This is a genomic window from Hymenobacter sp. NBH84, from assembly GCF_014217645.1.
Taxonomy (GTDB): Bacteria; Bacteroidota; Bacteroidia; order Cytophagales; family Hymenobacteraceae; genus Hymenobacter; species Hymenobacter profundi.
The window spans coordinates 1067852-1087987 of record NZ_CP043644.1 but is presented as its reverse complement, the minus strand read 5'-3'; the positions used below and the strand labels follow the sequence as shown (position 1 = coordinate 1087987).

Annotated in this window: 21 protein-coding genes; 8 read left to right on the top strand and 13 right to left on the bottom strand. The window is 55.7% G+C overall.

Annotated elements, in window-relative coordinates; all coding sequences use genetic code 11:
• Nucleotides 1-151 precede the first annotated feature (151 nt).
• The gene (locus F1C16_RS04540; RefSeq protein ID WP_185283177.1) at nucleotides 152-739 is read left to right on the top strand and encodes a 2'-5' RNA ligase family protein; all 588 of its coding nucleotides are present in this window, start codon (nucleotides 152-154) and stop codon (nucleotides 737-739) included.
• 72 nt (nucleotides 740-811) lie between these two features.
• The gene (locus F1C16_RS04535; protein WP_185283176.1) at nucleotides 812-1282 is read left to right on the top strand and encodes a hypothetical protein; all 471 of its coding nucleotides are present in this window, start codon (nucleotides 812-814) and stop codon (nucleotides 1280-1282) included.
• A gap of 211 nt (nucleotides 1283-1493) precedes the next feature.
• On the opposite strand, the gene F1C16_RS04530 is transcribed toward F1C16_RS04535, so the two are convergent.
• The 6 genes from F1C16_RS04530 to F1C16_RS04505 all read right to left on the bottom strand — a co-directional run bounded on the left by F1C16_RS04530 (nucleotide 1494) and on the right by F1C16_RS04505 (nucleotide 5791).
• Nucleotides 1494-2165, bottom strand: coding sequence for a hypothetical protein (locus tag F1C16_RS04530; protein ID WP_185283174.1), 672 nt, complete (start codon nucleotides 2163-2165; stop codon nucleotides 1494-1496).
• Nucleotides 2165-2935: a hypothetical protein gene (locus tag F1C16_RS04525; RefSeq protein WP_185283173.1), complete on the bottom strand. Its 771-nt coding sequence runs from the start codon at nucleotides 2933-2935 to the stop codon at nucleotides 2165-2167. The genes F1C16_RS04530 and F1C16_RS04525 overlap by 1 nt, the downstream gene beginning before the upstream one ends.
• Before the next feature lie 24 nt (nucleotides 2936-2959).
• Nucleotides 2960-3475 (bottom strand): hypothetical protein, encoded by a 516-nt coding sequence (locus F1C16_RS04520; protein WP_185283172.1) that lies wholly within the window; start codon nucleotides 3473-3475, stop codon nucleotides 2960-2962.
• A 236-nt stretch (nucleotides 3476-3711) separates the two neighbouring features.
• Nucleotides 3712-4473, bottom strand: a complete 762-nt coding sequence (locus tag F1C16_RS04515; RefSeq protein WP_185283171.1) for an SDR family NAD(P)-dependent oxidoreductase — start codon at nucleotides 4471-4473, stop codon at nucleotides 3712-3714.
• Between the two features lie 77 nt (nucleotides 4474-4550).
• Entirely contained in the window at nucleotides 4551-4967 is a 417-nt protein-coding gene (locus tag F1C16_RS04510; RefSeq protein WP_185283170.1) for an AraC family transcriptional regulator, read from the bottom strand.
• A 65-nt stretch (nucleotides 4968-5032) separates the two neighbouring features.
• Nucleotides 5033-5791: an OBAP family protein gene (locus F1C16_RS04505; RefSeq protein WP_185283169.1), complete on the bottom strand. Its 759-nt coding sequence runs from the start codon at nucleotides 5789-5791 to the stop codon at nucleotides 5033-5035.
• A 120-nt stretch (nucleotides 5792-5911) separates the two neighbouring features.
• On the opposite strand from F1C16_RS04505, the gene F1C16_RS04500 reads away from it, so the two are divergent.
• From F1C16_RS04500 to F1C16_RS04485, 4 genes are all read left to right on the top strand, one after another.
• A complete protein-coding gene (locus F1C16_RS04500; protein WP_185283168.1) occupies nucleotides 5912-6814 on the top strand; it encodes an AraC family transcriptional regulator in 903 nt (300 codons plus the stop codon).
• Between the two features lie 81 nt (nucleotides 6815-6895).
• Nucleotides 6896-7735: an SDR family NAD(P)-dependent oxidoreductase gene (locus F1C16_RS04495; protein ID WP_185283167.1), complete on the top strand. Its 840-nt coding sequence runs from the start codon at nucleotides 6896-6898 to the stop codon at nucleotides 7733-7735.
• Nucleotides 7736-7924: 189 nt separating this feature from the next.
• The gene (locus F1C16_RS04490) at nucleotides 7925-8779 is read left to right on the top strand and encodes an SDR family oxidoreductase (RefSeq protein WP_185283166.1); all 855 of its coding nucleotides are present in this window, start codon (nucleotides 7925-7927) and stop codon (nucleotides 8777-8779) included.
• A gap of 267 nt (nucleotides 8780-9046) precedes the next feature.
• Nucleotides 9047-9994, top strand: coding sequence for an N-acetylmuramoyl-L-alanine amidase (locus F1C16_RS04485; RefSeq protein WP_185283165.1), 948 nt, complete (start codon nucleotides 9047-9049; stop codon nucleotides 9992-9994).
• A 15-nt stretch (nucleotides 9995-10009) separates the two neighbouring features.
• On the opposite strand, the gene F1C16_RS04480 is transcribed toward F1C16_RS04485, so the two are convergent.
• The 7 genes from F1C16_RS04480 to F1C16_RS04450 form a co-directional block, all read right to left on the bottom strand.
• A complete protein-coding gene (locus F1C16_RS04480; RefSeq protein ID WP_185283164.1) occupies nucleotides 10010-10339 on the bottom strand; it encodes a hypothetical protein in 330 nt (109 codons plus the stop codon).
• A 175-nt stretch (nucleotides 10340-10514) separates the two neighbouring features.
• The gene (locus F1C16_RS04475) at nucleotides 10515-12083 is read right to left on the bottom strand and encodes a DUF6770 family protein (protein ID WP_185283163.1); all 1569 of its coding nucleotides are present in this window, start codon (nucleotides 12081-12083) and stop codon (nucleotides 10515-10517) included.
• Between the two features lie 61 nt (nucleotides 12084-12144).
• Nucleotides 12145-13479 carry a M48 family metallopeptidase gene (locus F1C16_RS04470; protein ID WP_185283162.1) on the bottom strand — a complete coding sequence of 445 codons (1335 nt, stop codon included), beginning with the start codon at nucleotides 13477-13479 and terminating at the stop codon, nucleotides 12145-12147.
• A gap of 400 nt (nucleotides 13480-13879) precedes the next feature.
• Nucleotides 13880-14851, bottom strand: a complete 972-nt coding sequence (locus F1C16_RS04465) for a deoxyhypusine synthase family protein (protein WP_185283161.1) — start codon at nucleotides 14849-14851, stop codon at nucleotides 13880-13882.
• 128 nt (nucleotides 14852-14979) lie between these two features.
• Nucleotides 14980-15519, bottom strand: a complete 540-nt coding sequence (gene hslV, locus F1C16_RS04460) for an ATP-dependent protease subunit HslV (RefSeq protein ID WP_185283159.1) — start codon at nucleotides 15517-15519, stop codon at nucleotides 14980-14982.
• A 151-nt stretch (nucleotides 15520-15670) separates the two neighbouring features.
• Nucleotides 15671-17401, bottom strand: a complete 1731-nt coding sequence (locus F1C16_RS04455; RefSeq protein ID WP_185283158.1) for a pyruvate dehydrogenase complex dihydrolipoamide acetyltransferase — start codon at nucleotides 17399-17401, stop codon at nucleotides 15671-15673.
• A 154-nt stretch (nucleotides 17402-17555) separates the two neighbouring features.
• Entirely contained in the window at nucleotides 17556-18170 is a 615-nt protein-coding gene (locus tag F1C16_RS04450; RefSeq protein ID WP_185283157.1) for a histidine phosphatase family protein, read from the bottom strand.
• A 77-nt stretch (nucleotides 18171-18247) separates the two neighbouring features.
• Between F1C16_RS04450 and F1C16_RS04445 the strand changes: the two genes are divergently transcribed.
• Together F1C16_RS04445 and F1C16_RS04440 are read left to right on the top strand one after the other, a co-directional pair.
• Nucleotides 18248-18676 (top strand): hotdog fold thioesterase, encoded by a 429-nt coding sequence (locus F1C16_RS04445; protein WP_185283156.1) that lies wholly within the window; start codon nucleotides 18248-18250, stop codon nucleotides 18674-18676.
• 149 nt (nucleotides 18677-18825) lie between these two features.
• Nucleotides 18826-20037 (top strand): chorismate-binding protein, encoded by a 1212-nt coding sequence (locus F1C16_RS04440; protein WP_185283155.1) that lies wholly within the window; start codon nucleotides 18826-18828, stop codon nucleotides 20035-20037.
• Nucleotides 20038-20136: the final 99 nt, after the last annotated feature.

Sequence of the window (20136 nt, the reverse complement as noted above, 5' to 3'; positions counted from 1 at the left end):
AACGTACAACTGAATCGTAACGGTTATCGCGCTCTTTGTTTTTTAGCTGCTTCTGCCGCGCTTACGTACTGTCAGAACAATTGCCTGGTTGCGCTGCTGGCCCTATCTTGCTGGTCGCATCCTACCCTTTTCGCCTTCTATTCATTCGTGCATGCTTGCTATTACTTCGCTGCTCAGCCCCAAATACGCGGCACATATCAACAAGATTATCAAAAGCTTAGAAGAAAAGTTTGGTCTTGATGATGTGCAGGCTACCCCCGACCCCCATATCACTTACCAGCTTGCCGGGGTACGCCAGTTGTCGGTCCTGAAAGAGGTGTTGCAGGAGGTAGCCCATACTACGCATTCATTTCCGGCCTTCACCACCGGCCTGGGCGTATTTCCAGGACCAAACCCAGTGATTTACATTCCGGTGCTCCGCTCCGATGAGTTGAATGCCTTGCACCAGCGCATTCTGCGGGCCACGGCGCCGCTGTGCCTCCACACCGATAAATTCAGCGCCCCCGACTGCTGGCTGCCGCACATTTCCCTAGCCCTGCACGACACCACCCCCGAGTTGCTGGGCCCCGTGCTGCAATACCTGAACGAGCAAACCTTCAACCTGAAAATCAGCATAAATAACCTAGCCATTCTGCGGCAGGAGGGCGAGCTATTTGTGCGCGAAAACGTATTCAAGTTTGCAGGGCATAAGCTCGATGAAGCTGCGCCTGTGCTGGAGGTTCCCGTGCCGAGCCTGTAAATTTCTGGGGTAGGGCGCGGCATTTCGCGCCCCGCGCCCGACCTTTGCACCCCAACCACTCCCTACTACCTGATGACATTCTACTCCATCGTACTGCTACTGCACAACTGGACGCGCTGGCTCGTCCTCATCTTTGGCCTTATTGCCATCTTCCGCGCATTTAGTGGCTGGCAGGGCCGCAAGCCCTACGTTGGCGCCGACAATGGTATGGCTGCCGCCTTTGTGGGCTCCATGCACTTGCAATTGCTGCTGGGCATTCTGCTGTATTTCTTCTTGAGCCCTGTGGGACTGTCGATGATGAAGGCGATGGGCGGTGCGGCTATGAAAGACCCGCAAGCCCGCTTTTGGGGGGTAGAGCACATCACGGCTATGATTTTGGCCTGGGCCGCTGCGCAAATCGGCCGTAGCAAGTCCAAGAAAATCAGCGACGCCGTGCTCAAGCACAAAACTGCGTTCATCTGGTTCACTATCTCGCTGGTGCTGGTGCTGATTATGATTCCGTGGGGCATCTGGAATCCTGCTCGTCCTCTGATTCGCCCCTAATCACGGATTTTTTCGGATTAATCGGATTTCGTGGACGATTGTCGTTCAAACAAGAAAGGCTTGCCACTGGCAAGCCTTTCTTGTTTAGGCTAGTTCAGGCAACCAATACAATCCATCAACCACTCAAGCATAAGTAAGCGTATCGTACTGGCGAAGGCGCCTTTCCGGCCCCTACCCACGCTGTATGCGGTTGTATAAGCTAGACTACTTGCTACCAGGCCACGCCTACCCGAAACCCAACAGGTAAGTAGTAGCCACTGGTGCCGTAGTCGCTCATGCCCCTGTTGTAATGGCTGCCGGGTAGGGTGGCGCGTGCGTGGGCTTTGCGCAGGCCGAAACCCATGTACACGTCCAGGAATATTGGTAAGTCGGGTAAGAAAAGCTGGCCGCCCAGCACAGCTGTGGCGCCGTACCGGTTTATGGTTTCCTTCTGATTGCGGGCGCGATATTCATAGTAGGTCAAGCTATTATCAGCTACCTCCGGCTGCCAACTCGACGCCCGAAACTCCAGTTCGAAGTGTTGGTAGTGAGGGCCATACCCAACATAAAACCCTTCTTGTGGCGTCGTCCGCTCGCTTAGGTAGATGCGGTGCTGCACGGCCAGGCCATAGCCCCGCACCACGTTGCGCCCATCGGTCACGTCGGAGGTGATGTTTTGCACCTTGCCACGGTAGAACTGGGGCGTTAGCACCAGTGCGTGCCGATACGCCGGCCCCCATAGCTTTTCTGCGCTGACATGGTAGCCGCTCGCCATCAGGGGCACCAGATCAACCTTCACGCTATACGTCCTGACCGGCGGCACCGGAGTCTGAGCCGCTGCTGTCAAACTACTGCACACCACGCCCCACCCCGTAAGCCAGCGCGTGAACATACCGGGGCGCATCAGTTAGTCGGCGTGATGGAGAGTTTGCTGAGCGGCGTGAGCGCACCATTGCGGTAGCGGTACTGGTAGAGTCCGCCGGGCCCGATAGCCAATAGCTGCCCCCGGTTCGGAATAACATCCGACACGTTTACATCGAACGTTTGCAAGGCCTGGAGTTCCGGCGTGTTTTGGGTGTCGAAGATTTTTAGTTGGTCTTTGTCGCATACAAACAGCAGCATGCTGTCTACCCCCAGCCCCAGGGGGTGCTGCATGGGGTAGGTGCGGGCCAAGCGCGGCTGACTGAGATTGGTGAGGTCGATGACCTGTAGCTGGTTGGGGCCACCGCCACAAGAGCGTCCATCGCGCAGGGTTACGTAGGCAAACCGCTCGTCTACCACCACCGGGTCGCAGCTCATCACGTGCTCGTAGAAAGCCACTTGTTTGGGCTGCGCGGGCGCAGAAGCATCAAAAATATACATGCCTTGCTGGGTGCCCAGAAACAGGTAGGGCGCACGCGGATAAATCGTTTCAATCCCCATATTCAGGGGCACTACCTGCCCACGAGCCGGAGCAGTGGGCGTAGTCAGGTCGAACAGGCGCAGGCTATGGTTATCAACCACGTACAGCGTATTGTTGAGCACCGTAAAACGCGCCAGGGAACCGCCTTTTCCGTCGCCAGCGGCCAGGTCGGCGCTGGCGGGGCTCATGTCGTTGTTGGCATTGCACGCGCCAAGGCTTAAAGCCAGCAGCGCGACGAACGAACGAGTGAGAAGAGTAGAGAATAAACGCATAAGTCGAAATGGATATAGAAGCGACTATAGTTTCTGCCAGCCAATTACCACGGCATCGGCAGGGCGGTTTTGGAGCTGATATTCGGCAGGAACATCCCCGGTTTCGGGCATGGGCAGCTCCGGTACGGCGTCTTTCACGCGGTTTACCAGCCGGGCCGCCTGCATGTTGGACATATCGAACGTGAGCAAGTCGGGGCCACTATCGGCGTAGAGCATGTTGCCCTTCATGGCCACATCCACGTTGCCCGGAATCCGCAGGAACGCCACCGGCCGCGGGTTGGCTGGGTCCTGGTTATTGATAATGTGCACGCCCTCGTACCGTTCGTTGATGAGAATGTATGGGTCGCGGAGGTAGATTTTGCCGGTGTTGTGCATGTTTTGCGGCGGCAGCACAGCCACAGCCTGCTCCAACTGGATGCGAGGCATCAGCAGTGGCTTATACTTGGGCAACGGAACTTGATCAACCGGTTGTACCAGCGGGCAGGCAGTCAGGCCCAGCAGCAGCGCGCTACCAAGCAGGCAAGCGTAGAGTTTGTGCATCTAATGGCAAGTATAGTGAAGTAGCTATTTTCTAGAGCCCTACCCAATTGGAGAAGGTTGCATGCAGTTCTAAATAAATTGTAGCCAATCAGTTAGACCGTGTATACGATAATCAAAAAAGGCGCCGCTGAGCAAGCCCAGCAACGCCTTTCGCTATTCAATCAGCCTGAATCGTTCGGCTAATTAATCGTCCACAAAATCCGATTAATCCGACGAATCCGCATAAATCCGTGATTCTAGATACCCTGCCCGCCGGTTACCTCAATGCGCTGGGCATCAATCCAGGCGGCTTCGTCGGTGCAGAGGAAGGCAACGACTGGCCCGATATCGGTGGGTAGGCCTACCCTACCCATGGCCGTGAGGCTGGCAATGTGCGCGTTTATCTCCTTGTTATCGCGGGTGCGGCCGCCGCCGAAGTCGGTTTCAATGGCGCCGGGCGCCACCACGTTGGCGCGGATGCGGCGACTGGCGAGTTCCTTTGCCTGATACTTGGTGAGCGTTTCCGTGGCCGCCTTCATGCTGGCGTAGGTGGCAGAGTTGGGGTAGATAATGCGCGTCAGACCCGAGGAAATGTTGATGATGCCGCCGCCATCGTTCATCAGCGCCAATGCCTTCTGCGTGAGGAAGAACGGGCCTTTGAAGTGAATATTCAGCATGTCATCAAACTGCTCTTCCGTCACCTCCGGGTAGGGCTGGTAGAGGCCCGTGCCGGCGTTGTTGATCAGAAAATCGAACCGCTCGGTTCCGAAGGTGCTACTCAGCGTAGCTGTCACCTGCTCGAAAAAGCTGTCGAAGCTGCTCACGTTGGAAGCGTCGAGTTGCAGGGCGGTGGCTTTGCGGCCCTGGCCTTTGATTTCAGCTACCACGGCTTCGGCTTCTTCGCGTTTGCTGTGGTAGGTCAGGAGTACGTCCAGGCCTTTTTGGGCCAGATTGAGGGCCATGTTTTTGCCGAGGCCGCGGCTACCGCCCGTTACGAGGGCTATTTTGGTGGTGCTCATGGGAAAGTAATGTGTTAGGTGAAGAACCCTACAAATGTCCGGGTAGCTGGGCGCTCCGCTCTGGTGAGTAGTTCAGATTAACTGGTGACCGTTTCCGCATCTTCTACCCGCTCCCTGGCCCACAGCTCCTCGCGGTACTGCCGGGGCGTGCACCCCACAAAGCGCTTGAAAAACTTGGTGAAGTTGGACGGGTCGTAGGTGAGCTGGGCGGCCACGTCGGCCACCGACCGGCCCGCATCGGCCAGCAATTCTTTGGACACTGCTACCAGCTTGCGCTCGTAGATGGCACAAGGCGCCTCGCCAGTGGTGTGCTTCAGCGTGTTGCTGAGGTGGGTAGGGTGAATGCACAGCTGCCCGGCAAAATCGCGGATTTCCAGCGCCTCCGTGGCCCTACCCGCCGCCAGATCATCGACGTGGGCGTGCACAAGGCGGGTGAAATCGGCAGTTATTTCGTGCTGGCGGGCCAGGATTTTCTTCGGAATGAGTGTCGGCATAGCAGGCAAGTGGATGAATGGCGTACAACGGAGCAGCTACCACTCACCCAACCTGCAACAGCCGCTTAATGTTGATGCGCCGCACTCGCCCGCTGCGTCACCTCGAACTGCCGTACCTCGCCTTTTTCCCAGGCATCGGCGCCGGGTAGCACGTCGGGCGCGGCAATGTCGGCCCGCTGGCGGCGCTTTTCGGCCGTCGAAATTTTCATGCGCCGGTCGCGCTGGCCTACCATAGCCGTATCAATCTGTCCGTCTTGGGTGAAACCCATCATGAGTTGCGGGCCGCCGTAGGGCAGTTCCTTGTCGCGGTCGGTGTGCCAGGTATGAATGGTTTTGCCGTAGGTGCTCACCACCTGCTCCATCAGCTCGTGCTCGGCTACATCGGGGATACCCGGCGCCACCAGTGTGCCCGATTTCACCTCGTATCGGTGGCTGTGCCAGAGATTCTTCTCCTCAACGGGCAGCTTTTCAAACAAGCGCCGCGATATAATGTATTCCACGCCCATGATCTTGGCATCGGCGGTATTCCCATCAAAAATCACCGCTTGGATAACGTCCTCATTCAGTTTGGTGCAGAAATGATGCGCCTCCATCTGTCCCTGCATATCACCACTATAAAAGTGAAAGCCATCGAGGTAGATGTTCATGTTACGCAGCGGCTCCTTGCCCTGCAATACGTCGGCGCCAGCTTCCAACACCTCGGTTTTGGTCGATTTTTCGGCGCCGGGCGCCTGCACCGGCGAGCGGGTGTTCTGGTCGCCGCAGGCGGCTAGGAGCAGGTTCGGCAACAGAGCGCAGCTAAGGTAGAGGCGGTTTGCTTTCATGAGATAGGGGGGTGCGTATTTCTCTACCCTACGCGCTACCCGGTGCTACGTTATAGCTGAGCTGTGCCTACAAAGCCTATATGCTGCATACTTCTCTGTTTGATTTACGTAGGTTTGTCTATGCAAAAGCCCCTGAGCCTCGAAGACTTTTATCAGCAGAAAATACACTGGCTGCCCGACAACCTGAAGCAGGACATCGGCCATTTCAACGTGTTTCGGCTCGATGATTTCGTGGGGCCAAACGCTTGCCACTTGCCTTACAGTCGCAAGGATTTCTATAAGATTACGCTCGTCACGGGCCGCAGCAACTACCACTTTGCCGACAAAACCATCGAAATCAGGGGCAACGCGCTGCTGTTTGCCAACCCCCTGGTGCCCTACGATTGGGAGCCGCTAGACGACCAACAGTCGGGCTTCTTCTGCATTTTCACCGAGGCTTTTTTGCAACGCTACCTGGTAGCAGGCGCGTTGGAGCTGCCCATGTTCAAGCCCGGTGGGCAGCCGTTATACTCGCTCACCGATGAGCAGCTACCCGCCATCACGCAGTTATTCAAGAAGATGGCAGCGGAGTTGGATTCTGATTACGCCTTCAAATACGACCTGCTGCGCAACTACGTGTTTGAGCTGGTGCACAGTGCGCTCAAGCTTCAGCCCGCCACTACTCTCTATAAGGAGAGCAACGCGGCCACGCGCATTGCTTCGCTGTTCACGGAGCTGCTAGAGCGCCAGTTTCCCATCGAAACGCCGGGCCAGCAGATGCGCCTGCGCAACGCCCACGCCTTTGCCGGACAGCTGGCGGTGCACGTCAACCACCTCAACCGCGCCCTGAAGGAAGTAACCGGCAAAACCACTACCCAGCTCATTGCCGACCGCCTCTTGCAAGAAGCCCACGCCCTGCTTCGGCACACGGTCTGGAACGTGGCCGAAATCAGCTATTGCCTGGGCTTCGAGGAACCGGCACACTTCAACAACTTCTTTCGCAAACGGGCTGGCACCACGCCTACCGCTGTGCGCGTTGTTTGATTTTCGCAAGCATTGGTTTGAACCAGGCAAGCGGGTAGCCCCTACCCTGCTCTACTTTTGCAGTGTACCATACACGCAACTATGAGCAACTCTAAAACCTGGTTTGTTACGGGCGCCTCGCAGGGCCTTGGGCTGGCGCTGGTGCAACACCTGCTGCAAGCGGGCCACCGCGTAGCGGCTACCTCGCGCCACCCCGACAACCTTATTCAAGTTCTCGGCAACGCTTCGAACACCTTCCTACCCCTGCACATGAACCTCGGCAACGAGGCTAGCGTGCAACAAGCCATTGAGCAGACCATCAACACCTTTGGCCGTTTGGATGTGTTGGTAAATAATGCTGGCTACGGGATTGGGGGCAGCGTGGAAGAACTCACCGACGCCGAAACCCGCCAGTCGTTTGATGTGAATGTGTTCGGGCTGCTGAACGTCATTCGGCACGCGCTGCCGCACATGCGCGCTGCACGCGCCGGACATATCATCAACATTTCATCTATTGCGGCGCTGGCGGGCGCTACCGGCTGGTCTGTATACTCGGCTACTAAGGCCGCAGTGAGTGCTCTGTCGGAAGGGTTGGCCCAGGATGTAGCCCCGTTTGGGATTCGGGTAACAACTGTTGAGCCCGGTGGTTTTCGCACCAATTTTCTCACGCCCGAGTCGCTAGTTTTTGCCGCGCAGCCCCTTGCAGAATATCAAACCGTGCGCGACACGCACGCCCGCTACCTGGCCCTGAATGGCGTACAGGCTGGCGACCCGGCCAAAGCGGCAGTGGCCATCGAGCAGTTGGCCGCCGAGCCTACCCCGCCCGTGCACCTGCTACTAGGCCAGGACGCCTACCGGCGCGCCACCCAGCAGTTGCACGCCCGCTTGCAGGAAACCGAAACCTGGAAACCCCTCACGGTTTCCACTGACTTCGCTCAATAACTGGGGCCAGGTTAAGAAAACGTGATTTTTCGGCTTCCGATACAGTAAACGGCCGCGTGGTGCGTCTTTGTAGGTGTAGCCAACCGGCCCTACCCTTTCTCACCTTCTCACCTACCGCTTGTATGCTTTATCTATTCGGAAGTCTGGCCCTCAGTGACGCATTATCTTATAACGAAACACTTCCAGCACATGACTCCTCAACACAACATCTGGTTTGTGACCGGCGCCTCGAAGGGCCTGGGCCTGACCTTAGTACAACACCTGCTGGCCCGCGGCTATGCGGTGGCAGCTACCTCCCGCAACCTGAACGAACTCCAACAGAACGTGCCGCCTAGCGAAGGGCGATTCCTACCTCTGCACATGGACCTCAGCAACGAGGACAGTGTGCGCGAGGCCATTGAGCAGACCGTTAAGACGTTTGGCCGCCTGGATGTGGTGGTCAATAATGCTGGCTACGGCCAAGTAGGCGCGCTGGAAGAACTCTCGGACGAAGAGGCCCACCGCAATTTCGATGTGAACGTATTTGGGCTGCTGCACGTGCTGCGGCACGCCACCCCGCACCTCCGCCAGCAGGGCTCAGGCCGCGTATTCAATATCTCCTCCGTCGGCGGCTTTGCAGGCAATTTTCCTGGCTGGGGCATCTATTGCGCCACCAAGTTTGCTGTAGCGGGCCTCACCGAGTCCTATGCGGCCGAGATGCAGGAATTTGGGGTGCAGGCCAGCGTGGTATACCCCGGCTATTTCCGCACCGATTTTCTGACCTCTGGCTCATTGGGCACGCCCCGGCAGCCGTTGGCCGCCTACCAAGCAGTGCGCGACTCCCAGCAGCAGCACGAGCAGGACATCAACGGCAACCAGCCCGGCGACCCGGAGAAAGCCGCCGCCGTACTGCGCGCGCTGAGCGAAGCCCCACAGCAGCCCGTACACGTTTTTCTGGGGGAAGATGCCTACCAGTTGGCCGACCAAAAAATAGCCATGGTGCAACAGCAAATGCAGCAGTGGCAGCACTTGGCCGCGGCCACCAATCTTTCCGTTGAGGCTTAAAAGGTGTTAAGTTAGTAGGGTGTTTTCAGCCAGAAGGCCCGCGGTTATCCGCGGGCCTTTTTTGTGGCAGACAACCAATATATCCTAAATCAGTTATTCTGACTACATCTGCCCGGTTTTTGCGGATTTTCCCTTTCACCTGCATCGTCTCCAACTCTTTTTTTTCTTTTGCGCACAGTTACCTTTCTTCTCCTGTCCTTTTTTGTTGCCATAAGTGCTTTTTGCCAAAGCACTTATCGCCGTGTAGTAGCCAAACCCGGCGACGGGGTGCACACGCTGCTCTACCGCCACGGCCTCACGCCGAGCCAACACGGCCGGCAGTTTCGGGAGCTGAACAAAAAGAATCTGACGAGCCGCAACGGCCTGATCGTGGGCCGCACCTACCTTCTACCCCGCAAGACGGCTACCCCCGCTAAGGCAGACAGCAGGGCCCGGACTGTCACCGCCCCGGCGTCTACTACCAGGCGCGCTACTATTTCGCCACGCACCCTGTTTGGCCCCAAATACGGTCCGGCGCCCGTGCGCGACCACCTCCTGCGCGGGGCGGTGTACTACCTCTCGCCCGGCCACGGCGGCCCCGACCCTGGCGCCATCGGCACGTACGGCACAAACAAACTAGCGGAGGACGAATACGCCTACGACATCACCCTGCGCCTGGCCCGCGTGCTGATGGCTCACGACGCTACCGTGTACATGATGGTGCAGGACCCCAACGACGGCATCCGCGACGAAAGCGTGCTGAAAATGGATAACGACGAGGTGACCTACCCCAATCAAGTGATTCCGCTGAATCAGTTGGCTCGCCTGCGCCAACGTATTACGCAGGTAAACAAGCTCCACGCCCGCCACAAGGGCGCCTACCAACGCCTACTGTGCCTGCACGTGGATAGCCGCAGCGCCGGCCAGAACATCGACGTATTTTTCTACCACCACGCCAACAGCAAGGCAGGCCTGAGCCTCGCCAAGAACATTCATAAAGTGTTCACGGCCCGCTACAAACGTGCCCAACCCAATCGGGCCACCTACTCCGGCAATGTTTCTACCCGCAGCACGCTATACGAAGTACGCACCAGTCATGCTCCGGCCGTTTTCATGGAGCTAGGCAACATCCGCAACGCCAAAGACCAGCGCCGCTTCCTAGTCGACGACAACCGACAGGCGCTGGCTAATTGGATTTGTGATGGGTTAATAGCCGATTACCGCGGGCGTAAGTAGGGTAGCCGCGAATCTTTAGGGGTTCATCAACAGGAAGAGCAAATTGTGATAGAGAATACCCTGTTCCCCATCGTGGATGCCATCCAGCCCGGCATCTTCCATCAGCGCTTCTACCTCTTCATATTCCTGCAAAAAGTCAATTTCCAGGTCTTCCGAATCGGCTGGTTGTGTGTGTACCAGGTAGCGGCGCTTCGGCTCTAGCGTGATGAAGAGCTTTCGGTACCGGGTTTGGGCAACGAGCAGCGCATCGTATGTCTCTATTGTTTCCTCGTCTACGTGCACGTAGAGGGTAGTCTTTTCGCTTTCGGGCGTGTGTTGCAGGAAACTGGTGAGGTCGATGGGCATAGTGCAAGAAGTAGCCGTATGGTACTGCTTCGAAGGTAAGTGTTTCCAGCTGTTTTGTGCTTACTGCAGAATGGAGCATTACACCTCACTACAAACTGTTAGTTGCTTTAGGCCTTTTAATTTCAAAAAGAAACCCCGACTCAGGCCGGGGTTTCTTTTTAAAGGAGTAGCGGTATCAGATATTAAGCTTTACCAGTTTCATACCTAGCTGATTTTTCTTTTTGTAGTAATCGGCTATCATCACGTAGCCAGGCTTGGCCGGATACAGGTAGGAGTAGTTAGCCGCACTGACCATATTGATCTTATCTTCCAAATACTGCCCATCGTCGCCGAAAGCAATGTTGCCGATAACGCGCTTGGTATCTTCTCCTTTCTCCTTGTCAAAGTTGATGTATACCACGTTGAACTGCGTACTAGCGTCGTTGCGCTGCATAAACTGGTAGTCAAAATCACCCTGCGACTTGATGACGTGCCCTAGCAAACCGGCGCTCATTAGACCAGAACCGGGAGGAAGGGTAGCATTAGATGGGTCTTTCTGATAAAACTTAACCTTTGAAAGCTTTGCCTCCGAATCGAGTTCGAAAACCAACATATTACCGATTTTTCCTTTCGAAACGCTAACCTTACCACCCATAGCCCGCAGTGCAATACCCATTCCGTCGCCCACAATCTTGAACTGTTCGGCCACGATGTACATCTTGCCGTTGGCCCCCTTCACAATGGATTGGGTGTAGTTCACGTAGTTATCTTCCAGGCTGGCCTTTGCTTCGGCGGGCATAAGGGCCATTACCTCTTTTTGCCAACCGTAGTTTTTAGTACTCACTGCTTTGCCCGCTTCGGAGAAGCGTTTGATAAAAAAGCCCTGACTTTTATTTACAAAAGGCTTATCATCAAGCTTATAATATTCACCAACGGCTATAAACTCACGCTTCTCCGCGTCGAAGGTAAACGAGCTAAGCGAAAGCTGTTCGGTTTTGCTTGTTTCTACCGGCACATCCAGCACTTTCTTTCCGGTAGCTGCATTAATGGCTATCATGGAGGAGCTTACTTGCTTCGATAACATGCCATCTCTCCGCATCATAATGCCCAGAATGTATTTATCAGTTGCTTCCGTGAGGCTGACCATCTCGTAGAGTTTCGACTTTTCATCGGAGGCCAAGCGCCATTTTGCCTTGGCATTATCGTCGTACATCACAAGGGCGTAGCCTTTCGCCATACCAGTGTAGCTGTTGCGCACAAACCCATGACCAGGCACCGGAAACAGATCCATTTTACCCGATACGCTGCTGGTTTCTCCGCCCTGCTTCATCTGGTTTTGAATGATCATCTTGTCGACTTTCGACAAGTCCTCGATTACCTTGCTTCCTAGCTTTTTCAGGCTGGTATCGTAAGTTTCAATTTCCACCGTTTCGTCCTTCAGATTGCAGAAGTAGAAGGCGAAGGCTGTACCGTTGAAGCTATTTTTTAGCAGCGTAAATCGGTTGGCAGGCTTTTGAATTGTGATGTTAGATACTTTGCCTAAGTCCTGATCATAGAAGTCGAGTACATAATTATCGGTTTTTCGGTCGGCTTTATCACCCCGACCAAACATCAGATACCCTTTCACTTCATTGCCAGCATAAATTGGTGACAACGCCGAGCGGGTCATGTTCTCGATGCCATCAAGCGTTTTGGTCTGCGCAAAAGTGGCTGCCGTTGCCAGCGCAAAGCAGGCAGTTAGAGCCGCCCGTTTAATACATAACATAAAACAAAGGGTAAGAAGTGAGGAATAAGCTGTTGTGAAAAAAGTGGAAGAGTAAAAGTTATCAGCGATGCGCGGCTGCTGTCTTCGGTGGCTGCGCCGAAAACAGCAGCTTATCGAATTTGCCTCCTGCATATTGCTTTTGGTACTGCACTTTGAGAGCCGCTGCCGCTGTCGTTTCAGTAGTCAGCGCACGAGCCGCATAGCGAGCGGCCAGGTCGTATTCGTCGGCGGGAACAGTTGCATCCAAACTGGTCTTCTCTGCGAAGCAGGCACTTATGCCTCTAAAATCTTCTAGCCGGAGGTTATACAAGCTCAGCAGCAGCCTATTGAAGCTGGCAGGATTCTGCTCTGATCTATTGGATACCACTTCGGTATAAGTATGATACTGCAAATGCTGCCGCAAGGCGTATAAGCTTAGCACCACTACCGAGCGTAGGTAAGTGTTCTGCGGCTGCTGAGGTAGGAGTTGCAATGCTTCGAACAGGGCGTGGTCGTAGCAGTCGTAGTCAAACCAGCTCTGCACAACCTCCAGCCGACTAATTTGGCGAATACGTGCAAATACCGGCGAGCTAACAGGCTGCGGCCCTTCAGCTACCCGGCCTTGCGCCAGTATTGACATGAAACGCATCCGTTTTGCACAATCGGGGTGCGACTTAAGAGTATCCGTTGTTTGCAAGACTGTTTTCTCCGATGCCTTCACCGTAAAGATGGACTGTGGCTTCGTGGGAGCGGCCTCAAACAATTTGGGGAAAGCAGTGCAGCCAAAGTAGGCTGATAGCGCTAATGGCGCCGTTGTTTCGGGCTCGTCAATGGTATCCAAAAGCTGCAATGCCCGGTAGGCTTGCGTGGCATCGTAGCCAGTATGGGTTAGCAGCACGTACCCGAGCGAATCTGCCTGCTTCTCGTGGCGACGACTGTGATAGTTGTTGTTGAGAGAAAAGCCTAATGCCAGTGCTTTGATTTTAGAGCTAATGTTATACTCTGAGTTGATAATGCGACGAAACTCTCGCTTCACCTCTTGGCTGTGTAGGGTAGTAAGCTGCTCCTGCATGCTACTCTCCATATGCCGACACGCTACGTGAGCTAACTCATGACATAAAATGAAGGCTAGTTGATCTTCGTTCTCCAGTCGAGGTAGCAGGCCAACGTTCAGCATCACGGTACCATTGCCTACGGCATGTGCGTTGGGCTCGGGGTTTCGGGTGAGTATTAGCTTTGCGGAAATAGGCAACTGCGAGTTAGCCTGCACGATGCGGTTAAATACCTGCTGCACGTACGGCTCCAGCTCCGAATCAAGTAAAGCCGAATAGCGAATGGAATTGAATACGTCCTCGGCTGCTTCTTGTACTACCTTTTGATAATGTTCGCGGTATTCCTTCGGGCCGCTTTTTGGCACTGTAAGATGTGCTTTTACCGCACTACGGTGTAGCACTGCTAGTTTGTAAGCCCGGGCTGTATCGTTGGAATAGTAAGGTAAATAAGGTTTCTCTTGTGCAACAGCCGAATAAACATGGGCTGTATATAGCAACAGTAAACACAACAGTCTCAGCATGAAAATGCTATATCGATATTCTAGCTTATGTTATTTATAAGATGATGTATAGGCTAAATCCATGCCATTTATATTAATAAAGTTATATTATCAGAGATATTTAACTTTGAGAATACATTCTGAAGTTGTATGCTAGTCGAACTCATCAGAAGTTGAATAGCATGCGTATCTCTTCATCCACCTACAGAAACGCCCGCCGCTGAGGATTCAGCGGCGGGCGTTTCTGTAGTAGTAACAACTAGACTTATTGCCCTAACACCATCGCAAATATCAACGGAGCTACAATCGTTGCGTCCGATTCGATGATGAACTTGGGCGTGTCCTGGCCCAGCTTGCCCCAAGTGATTTTCTCGTTCGGTACGGCGCCAGAGTAGGAACCGTAGGAAGTCGTGGAGTCCGAAATCTGGCAGAAGTAGCCCCACAGCGGTACTCCGTGGCGGCCCAAATCCTGGTGCAGCATGGGTACCACGCAGATGGGGAAGTCGCCGGCAATGCCGCCGCCAATCTGGAAGAAGCCTACGGTGCTGTCGTCTTTGGCTTGCTCCGTGTACCAATCGGCCAGGTAAATCATGTACTGAATACCCGTCTTCATGGTGTGCACGTTCTTGATATCGCCTGAGATAACGTGACCAGCGTAGATGTTGCCCAGGGTAGAGTCTTCCCAACCGGGGCAGATGATGGGCAGGTTTTTCTCGGCAGCGGCCAGCATCCAGGAGTCTTTGGGGTCGATCTGGTAGTATTGTTCCAGCTCACCCGACTTCAAAATCTGGTAGAAGAACTCGTGCGGGAAGTACGCCTCACCAGCTTGGTCGGCCTTTTCCCAGAACTTCAGTACCGTATTCTCTATGCGGCGCATGGCTTCTTCCTCGGGGATGCAGGTATCAGTCACGCGGTTCATGTGGCGCTTCAGTAGCTCGTGCTCATCGGCGGGCGTCAGGTCGCGGTAGTTAGGCACGCGCTCGTAGAAGTCGTGTGCTACCAGGTTGAAAATGTCTTCTTCCAGGTTGGCGCCGGTGCAGCTGATAATCTGCACTTTATCCTGCCGAATCAGCTCGGCCAACTGAATACCCATTTCGGCGGTGCTCATAGCGCCGGCCAGGGTTATCATCATTTTACCGCCCTCGGCAATGTGCTTGTTGTAGCCTTCGGCCGCATCAATGAGCGCGGCAGCGTTGAAGTGGCGGTAGTGGTGCTTGAGGAAGTTGGTTACGTTCATTTTTTTTAAGCTGTTAGCTATTAGCTGATGGCTATTAGCCTTTGAAACATTTTTGAAAAGCAAACCGACAGTATATACTGTACGAAAGCTAACAGCCAACAGCCAACAGCCATTAGCTACTAGCTTAATCAACTAGGCTCCTCGATAATGAGGTTGTGGTTGGTGTAGATGCAGATGTCGGCGGCGATGTGTAGGGCTTCCTCTACCATCTGGCGGGCCGTGAGGTGGGGCGCGTGCTTCTTGAGGGCCAGCGCGGCGGCCTGGGCAAACATAGAACCGGAACCGATAGCGGCCACGTCGTTGTCGGGCTCCAGCACGTCGCCGGAGCCGGCAATGATGAGCAGCTCGTCCTTGTCTACCACAATCATCATGGCTTCCAGCTTGCGTAGGTACTGGTCTTTGCGCCAGTCTTTGGCCAGCTCAATGGCGGCGCGCTTCAGGTTGCCGCCATAGCCTTCCAGCTTCTCCTCAAACTTATCGAGCAGGGAAAAGGCATCGGCCGTGGAGCCAGCAAATCCCGTCACGATTTTGCCGCCTTGCAGCTTGCGGATTTTGCGCACGTTATTCTTTGCCACGTGCTTGTCCATGGTAGCCTGGCCGTCGGCGCCAATGGCAATCTGGCCATTGTGGCGTACGCCCAGGACGGTAGTTGATCTTATCTTGGTCATTTAGGAACTAGTTAAAACGCTGTCATCCTGAGCGGAGCGAAGGATCTTCTCACGATAGAACGACCTGTCTTTAGATAATTACTATCTGACAATTCGTTTTATCGTGAGAAGGTCCTTCGCTCCGCTCAGGATGACAGCAGGGTGGTTACACTTATATTAGCATCCGCAGGGGATCTTCCAGCAGGCTCTTCACCGTTTGCAGGAAGGCCGCGCCGGCTGCGCCGTCTACCACGCGGTGGTCACAGCTCAGCGTCACTTTCATCACGTTGCCGATAACCAGCTCGCCATCCTTCACCACGGCGGTTTGCTTGATGCCGCCCACAGCCAGGATGCAAGCATCCGGCGGGTTGATGATGGCCGTAAACTCGTCGATACCGAACATACCCAGGTTGGAGATGGTGAAGGTGCTACCCTCCCACTCGGCGGGTTGCAGCTTCTTGCTCTTGGCTTTGCCGGCCAGTTCCTTCACCTCAGTAGCAATCTGCGACATGCCTTTGCCGTCGGCGTTGCGCACTACGGGCACCAGCAGGCCTTCGTCCACGGCCACGGCCACTCCGATGTTCACTACCTTATTCTGGCGGATTTTGTCGCCTAACCACGAGGAGTTGATAACCGGGTGTTGCTTGAGCGCTACGGCGCAAGCCTTAATCACCATGTCGTTGAAGGACAGCTTCACCGGCGACAGCTCGTTGAGCTTCACGCGGGTTTCCATCGCCTTGTCCATCAGGATTTCCATCGTCAGATAGAAATGCGGAGCCGTGAACAGGCTCTCCGACAGGCGACGGGCAATCACCTTACGCATCTGCGACACGGGCGTGTCGGTGTAGGTGCCTTCGGCAGCAGCGGGGGCTGGTGCGGGAGCCGGTGCAGCTTTGGGAGCCTCGGCAGCGGGCGCAGCGGCTGGAGTAGCCTGGGGTGCAGCAGCAGGTTGAGCAGCCGGAGCAGCAGCGGGTTGCGCGGCGGCACTAGGCTGGAAGTTTTCTACATCGCGCTGGATAATGCGGCCGTTGTCGCCGCTACCCTTCACCTGGCTCAGGTCGATGCCTTTGTCTTTGGCAATGTTCTTAGCCAGCGGCGAGGCAAAGATGCGGCCACCGTTGGCGTTAGCCGTTTGCGGTACCTCGGGGGTAGGCGCAGCGTTAGCACCGGCTGGGCCTTCGGATTTTACATCCGAAGCGGGCTGCACTGATTCAGCTTCCCCACCCGATTTACCACTGATAAGAGCTTCTACATCAGCGCCTTCCTCACCGATAACGGCCAGCACACCATCCACCGGAATGGCTTCGCCTTCCTTCGGACCGATGTACAGCAAGGTGCCATCTTCGTAGTTATCCAGCTCCATGGTCGCCTTGTCGGTTTCCACTTCGGCCAGCACATCACCCGATTTCACCTTGTCGCCTACCTTCTTCAGCCAGGCGGCAATGGTGCCCTCGGTCATGGTGTCGCTCATCTTCGGCATCCGAATTACGGTTGCCTTTTTGCCGTTGCCGGCGGGGGCCGACGGAGCAGCGGGCTTGGCGGCTTCGGGAGCCGGCGCTGGTTTGGGTTCTTCTTTCGGAGCTTCGGCAGCAGGAGCCGGGGCAGCCTCAGCAGCCGGAGCGCTTCCGCCGGATTCGCCGTTCAGCAGACCCGAAATATCTTCGCCTTCTTTGCCGATAATGGCCAGCACGCCGTCAACGGGCACGCTTTCGCCTTCTTTCGGACCTATATAGAGGAGAGTACCGTCGTCGTAGTTTTCCAGCTCCATCGTGGCCTTATCGGTTTCGACTTCGGCCAGGACGTCGCCGGACTTCACTGTATCGCCTACCTTCTTGAGCCACGCGGCAATGACGCCTTCCGTCATGGTGTCGCTCATTTTAGGCATTTTGATGATTTCAGCCATCTGCTTTTTGTGCTTGGGTTGGAACGCCAAATTTAGCCCGAATTTCCGGGCAGGCAAGTAATAGATTGTGTTGCGGGGCGCAATCTAAGGATTACGCCTATACCGTAGAACGTCATTCCTCGACCAGCTCGGAATGACGTTCTACGGTTATTGCTTACGCTAAGTGCGCAATGTCCATGAAATTGCGGGCCGTGAACATAGAGCCGGTATAATCCAGCAGATACAGGCACAGGTTGTGGTGCTCAAAGGCATCCATACAACTGAGAGGGTAGCCCAGCAGCTGGCAGAGCAGTACGCGCATGGCGCGGCCGTGCATGCACACCAGCACGGTTTCTTCCTCGGGGCGCGACAGAATCAGGTCGATAACCGGGCGCTGGCGGGCGGCTACATCGTCGGGGCTTTCGCCGCCTATCATCGGGATGCTGGTATTGCCCAAGCGCCACTGCTGCAATACGTGGTGGTATTCCTCGTCTTCCTCGGCCGTGATGCGGGTGCCTTCGCGCGCACCCCAACTGATTTCGTTGAGGCCCGCGTGCTGCTCGTGGGGTAGGCCCAGGTCCAGAAATGCCTGCACCGACTGGTGAGTGCGCTGCAGCACAGAGGTGTATACTTTCGCAAAAGGCACGTGGCCGTAGGCCGCGAAAAACTGCGCCGCCTGCCGCCGCCCTACCTCGTTCAGGCTGGAGTCGACGCCGCTGCCTTGCACGATGCCGCGCACGTTCAAATCGGTCTGGCCGTGCCGGATCAGGTAGATTTTTTTGACGCTCACTTTCCCGCTAGCTTTGCTGAATTCTCCCCAAAGTACGGATTTCAGGGCCGAAATCCGCGCTGTGCTGTTATCATTCTATGACGAATTCTCCTGTTGATCTGGCTGAGCTAAACGCCTGGAGCCGCAATACGCTCGGCGAACATCTTGGTATTGAGCTGACTGAGGTAGGCGACCGGTATTTGGTGGGCCGTATGCCCGTAGACCACCGCACGCACCAGCCCATGGGCCTGCTGCACGGCGGCGCCTCCGTGGCTCTGGCCGAAACGCTGGGTAGCATCGGCGCCGTGTTGCAGGTAGATAGGACCCAAAAAGCCTGCGTGGGTTTAGAAATCAACGCTAACCACATCAAAGGCGTGCGCGACGGCTACGTGATAGGCCGCGCCACCGCCGTGCACGTGGGCCGCACTACGCAGGTTTGGGAAATTCGCATCACCCACGAAGAAACCGGCGCACTGGTGTGCATTAGTCGCATTACGATGGCGGTGATTGATTTACCTAAGAAGTAAGTGTTCAGTTTGTCATCCTTAATATAGCGTCCGCTTGCGAAGGACCTTATGCCGGTTGAACGAGTCATTGGTGCGATGGTTGTTCTAGCGTAATAAGGTCCTTCGCAAGCTCAGGATGACAGCCGATTGACCTTTAATACAGCAAAAACATGCAGCAACTTGCCTGGAACCCGGAGCTGCCGACGGCGATGCGGCTGCGGCAGTTGGTGGCCCTGGCCCTTACCTCAGGTAGACCGGTGGCGCTGTGGCGCCTGCCCGGTGCTGCCCATGCCCGGTTGTGCCTTACCCTGAAGGCCGATACTGCCCTCACGGGCCTACCACCGGTGCTGGAGCCAACTGCACCCGCTGGTTTTGCCTTCTTTCCGTTCTGGGATTCCGACCACAACCCGCCGCTGTTCCTACCCGCCGACTTGTTTTTCGATCTGGCTACCCCTGATAAGATTCAGGTGAGTGCGGCGGCGGCGGTTCGGTTGCCGGAGTTGCGGCAGCGCTTTGCGGCTCTACCCCCCACGGCCCCGTTGCCGTGGCATATGAGCCCGCAGCCTATTCCCAAAGCCTCTTCGCAGGCTGATTATGAGTTGTTTGTAGCTGCTGGTGTGGCGGCCATTGAGCAGGGTAAGGTACAAAAAGTGGTATCGAGCCGGGCGGTGCGGCGGCCGCTACCGGTGGGGTTTGATGCGCTAGCAGCGTTTCAGGACTTGCAGCAGCGCTATCCTAATGCCTTCGTGTCGTTGGTGAGTGCGCCGGGGGTAGGCACTTGGCTGGGCGCTACGCCCGAGGTGCTGGCCGAAATTACCGAAGACTCTGTGTTTCGGACGATGGCCCTGGCCGGCACTCAGCTGGCCCAGCCGGGGGTAGCGCCCGCGGCCTCGTTGTGGACGGCGAAGGAGATGGAAGAACACGCCATGGTAGCTCGCTACATCGTCAACTGCTTCAAGCAGTTGCGCCTGCGTGAGTACGATGAGCGCGGCCCTCGCGTGGCCGCGGCCGGCAATTTGCTGCACCTACGCACCGATTTTGCCGTGCAGCTCAACCAAGTACCCTTCCCTAACCTGGGCACCGACATGCTGCGCCTGCTACATCCTACCCCCGCCGTTGCGGGTATGCCCAAGCAGCCGGCCCTGGAGTTCCTGCGCCGCCACGAAGGCTACGACCGCGCCTACTACGCCGGTTTCCTTGGCCCGGTGAACCTGCCTGAAACCGGCTCCTCACGCTTGTTTGTGAACCTACGCTGCTTGCAGCTGCGCCCCAACGAAGCCATTCTCTATGCCGGCACCGGCCTCACCGCCGACTCCGACCCTACCCGCGAGTGGCAGGAAACGGAGTTAAAATTCCAGACGATTGGGGCGGTTTTGGAGTAGGACAATGCATCTTTCCCTCTGTCATCCTGAGCTTGCGAAGGATCTTATGCCCGCAGAACGAGTCGTTGTTAGTTGTTACATCAATCGTTCTGCGGACAT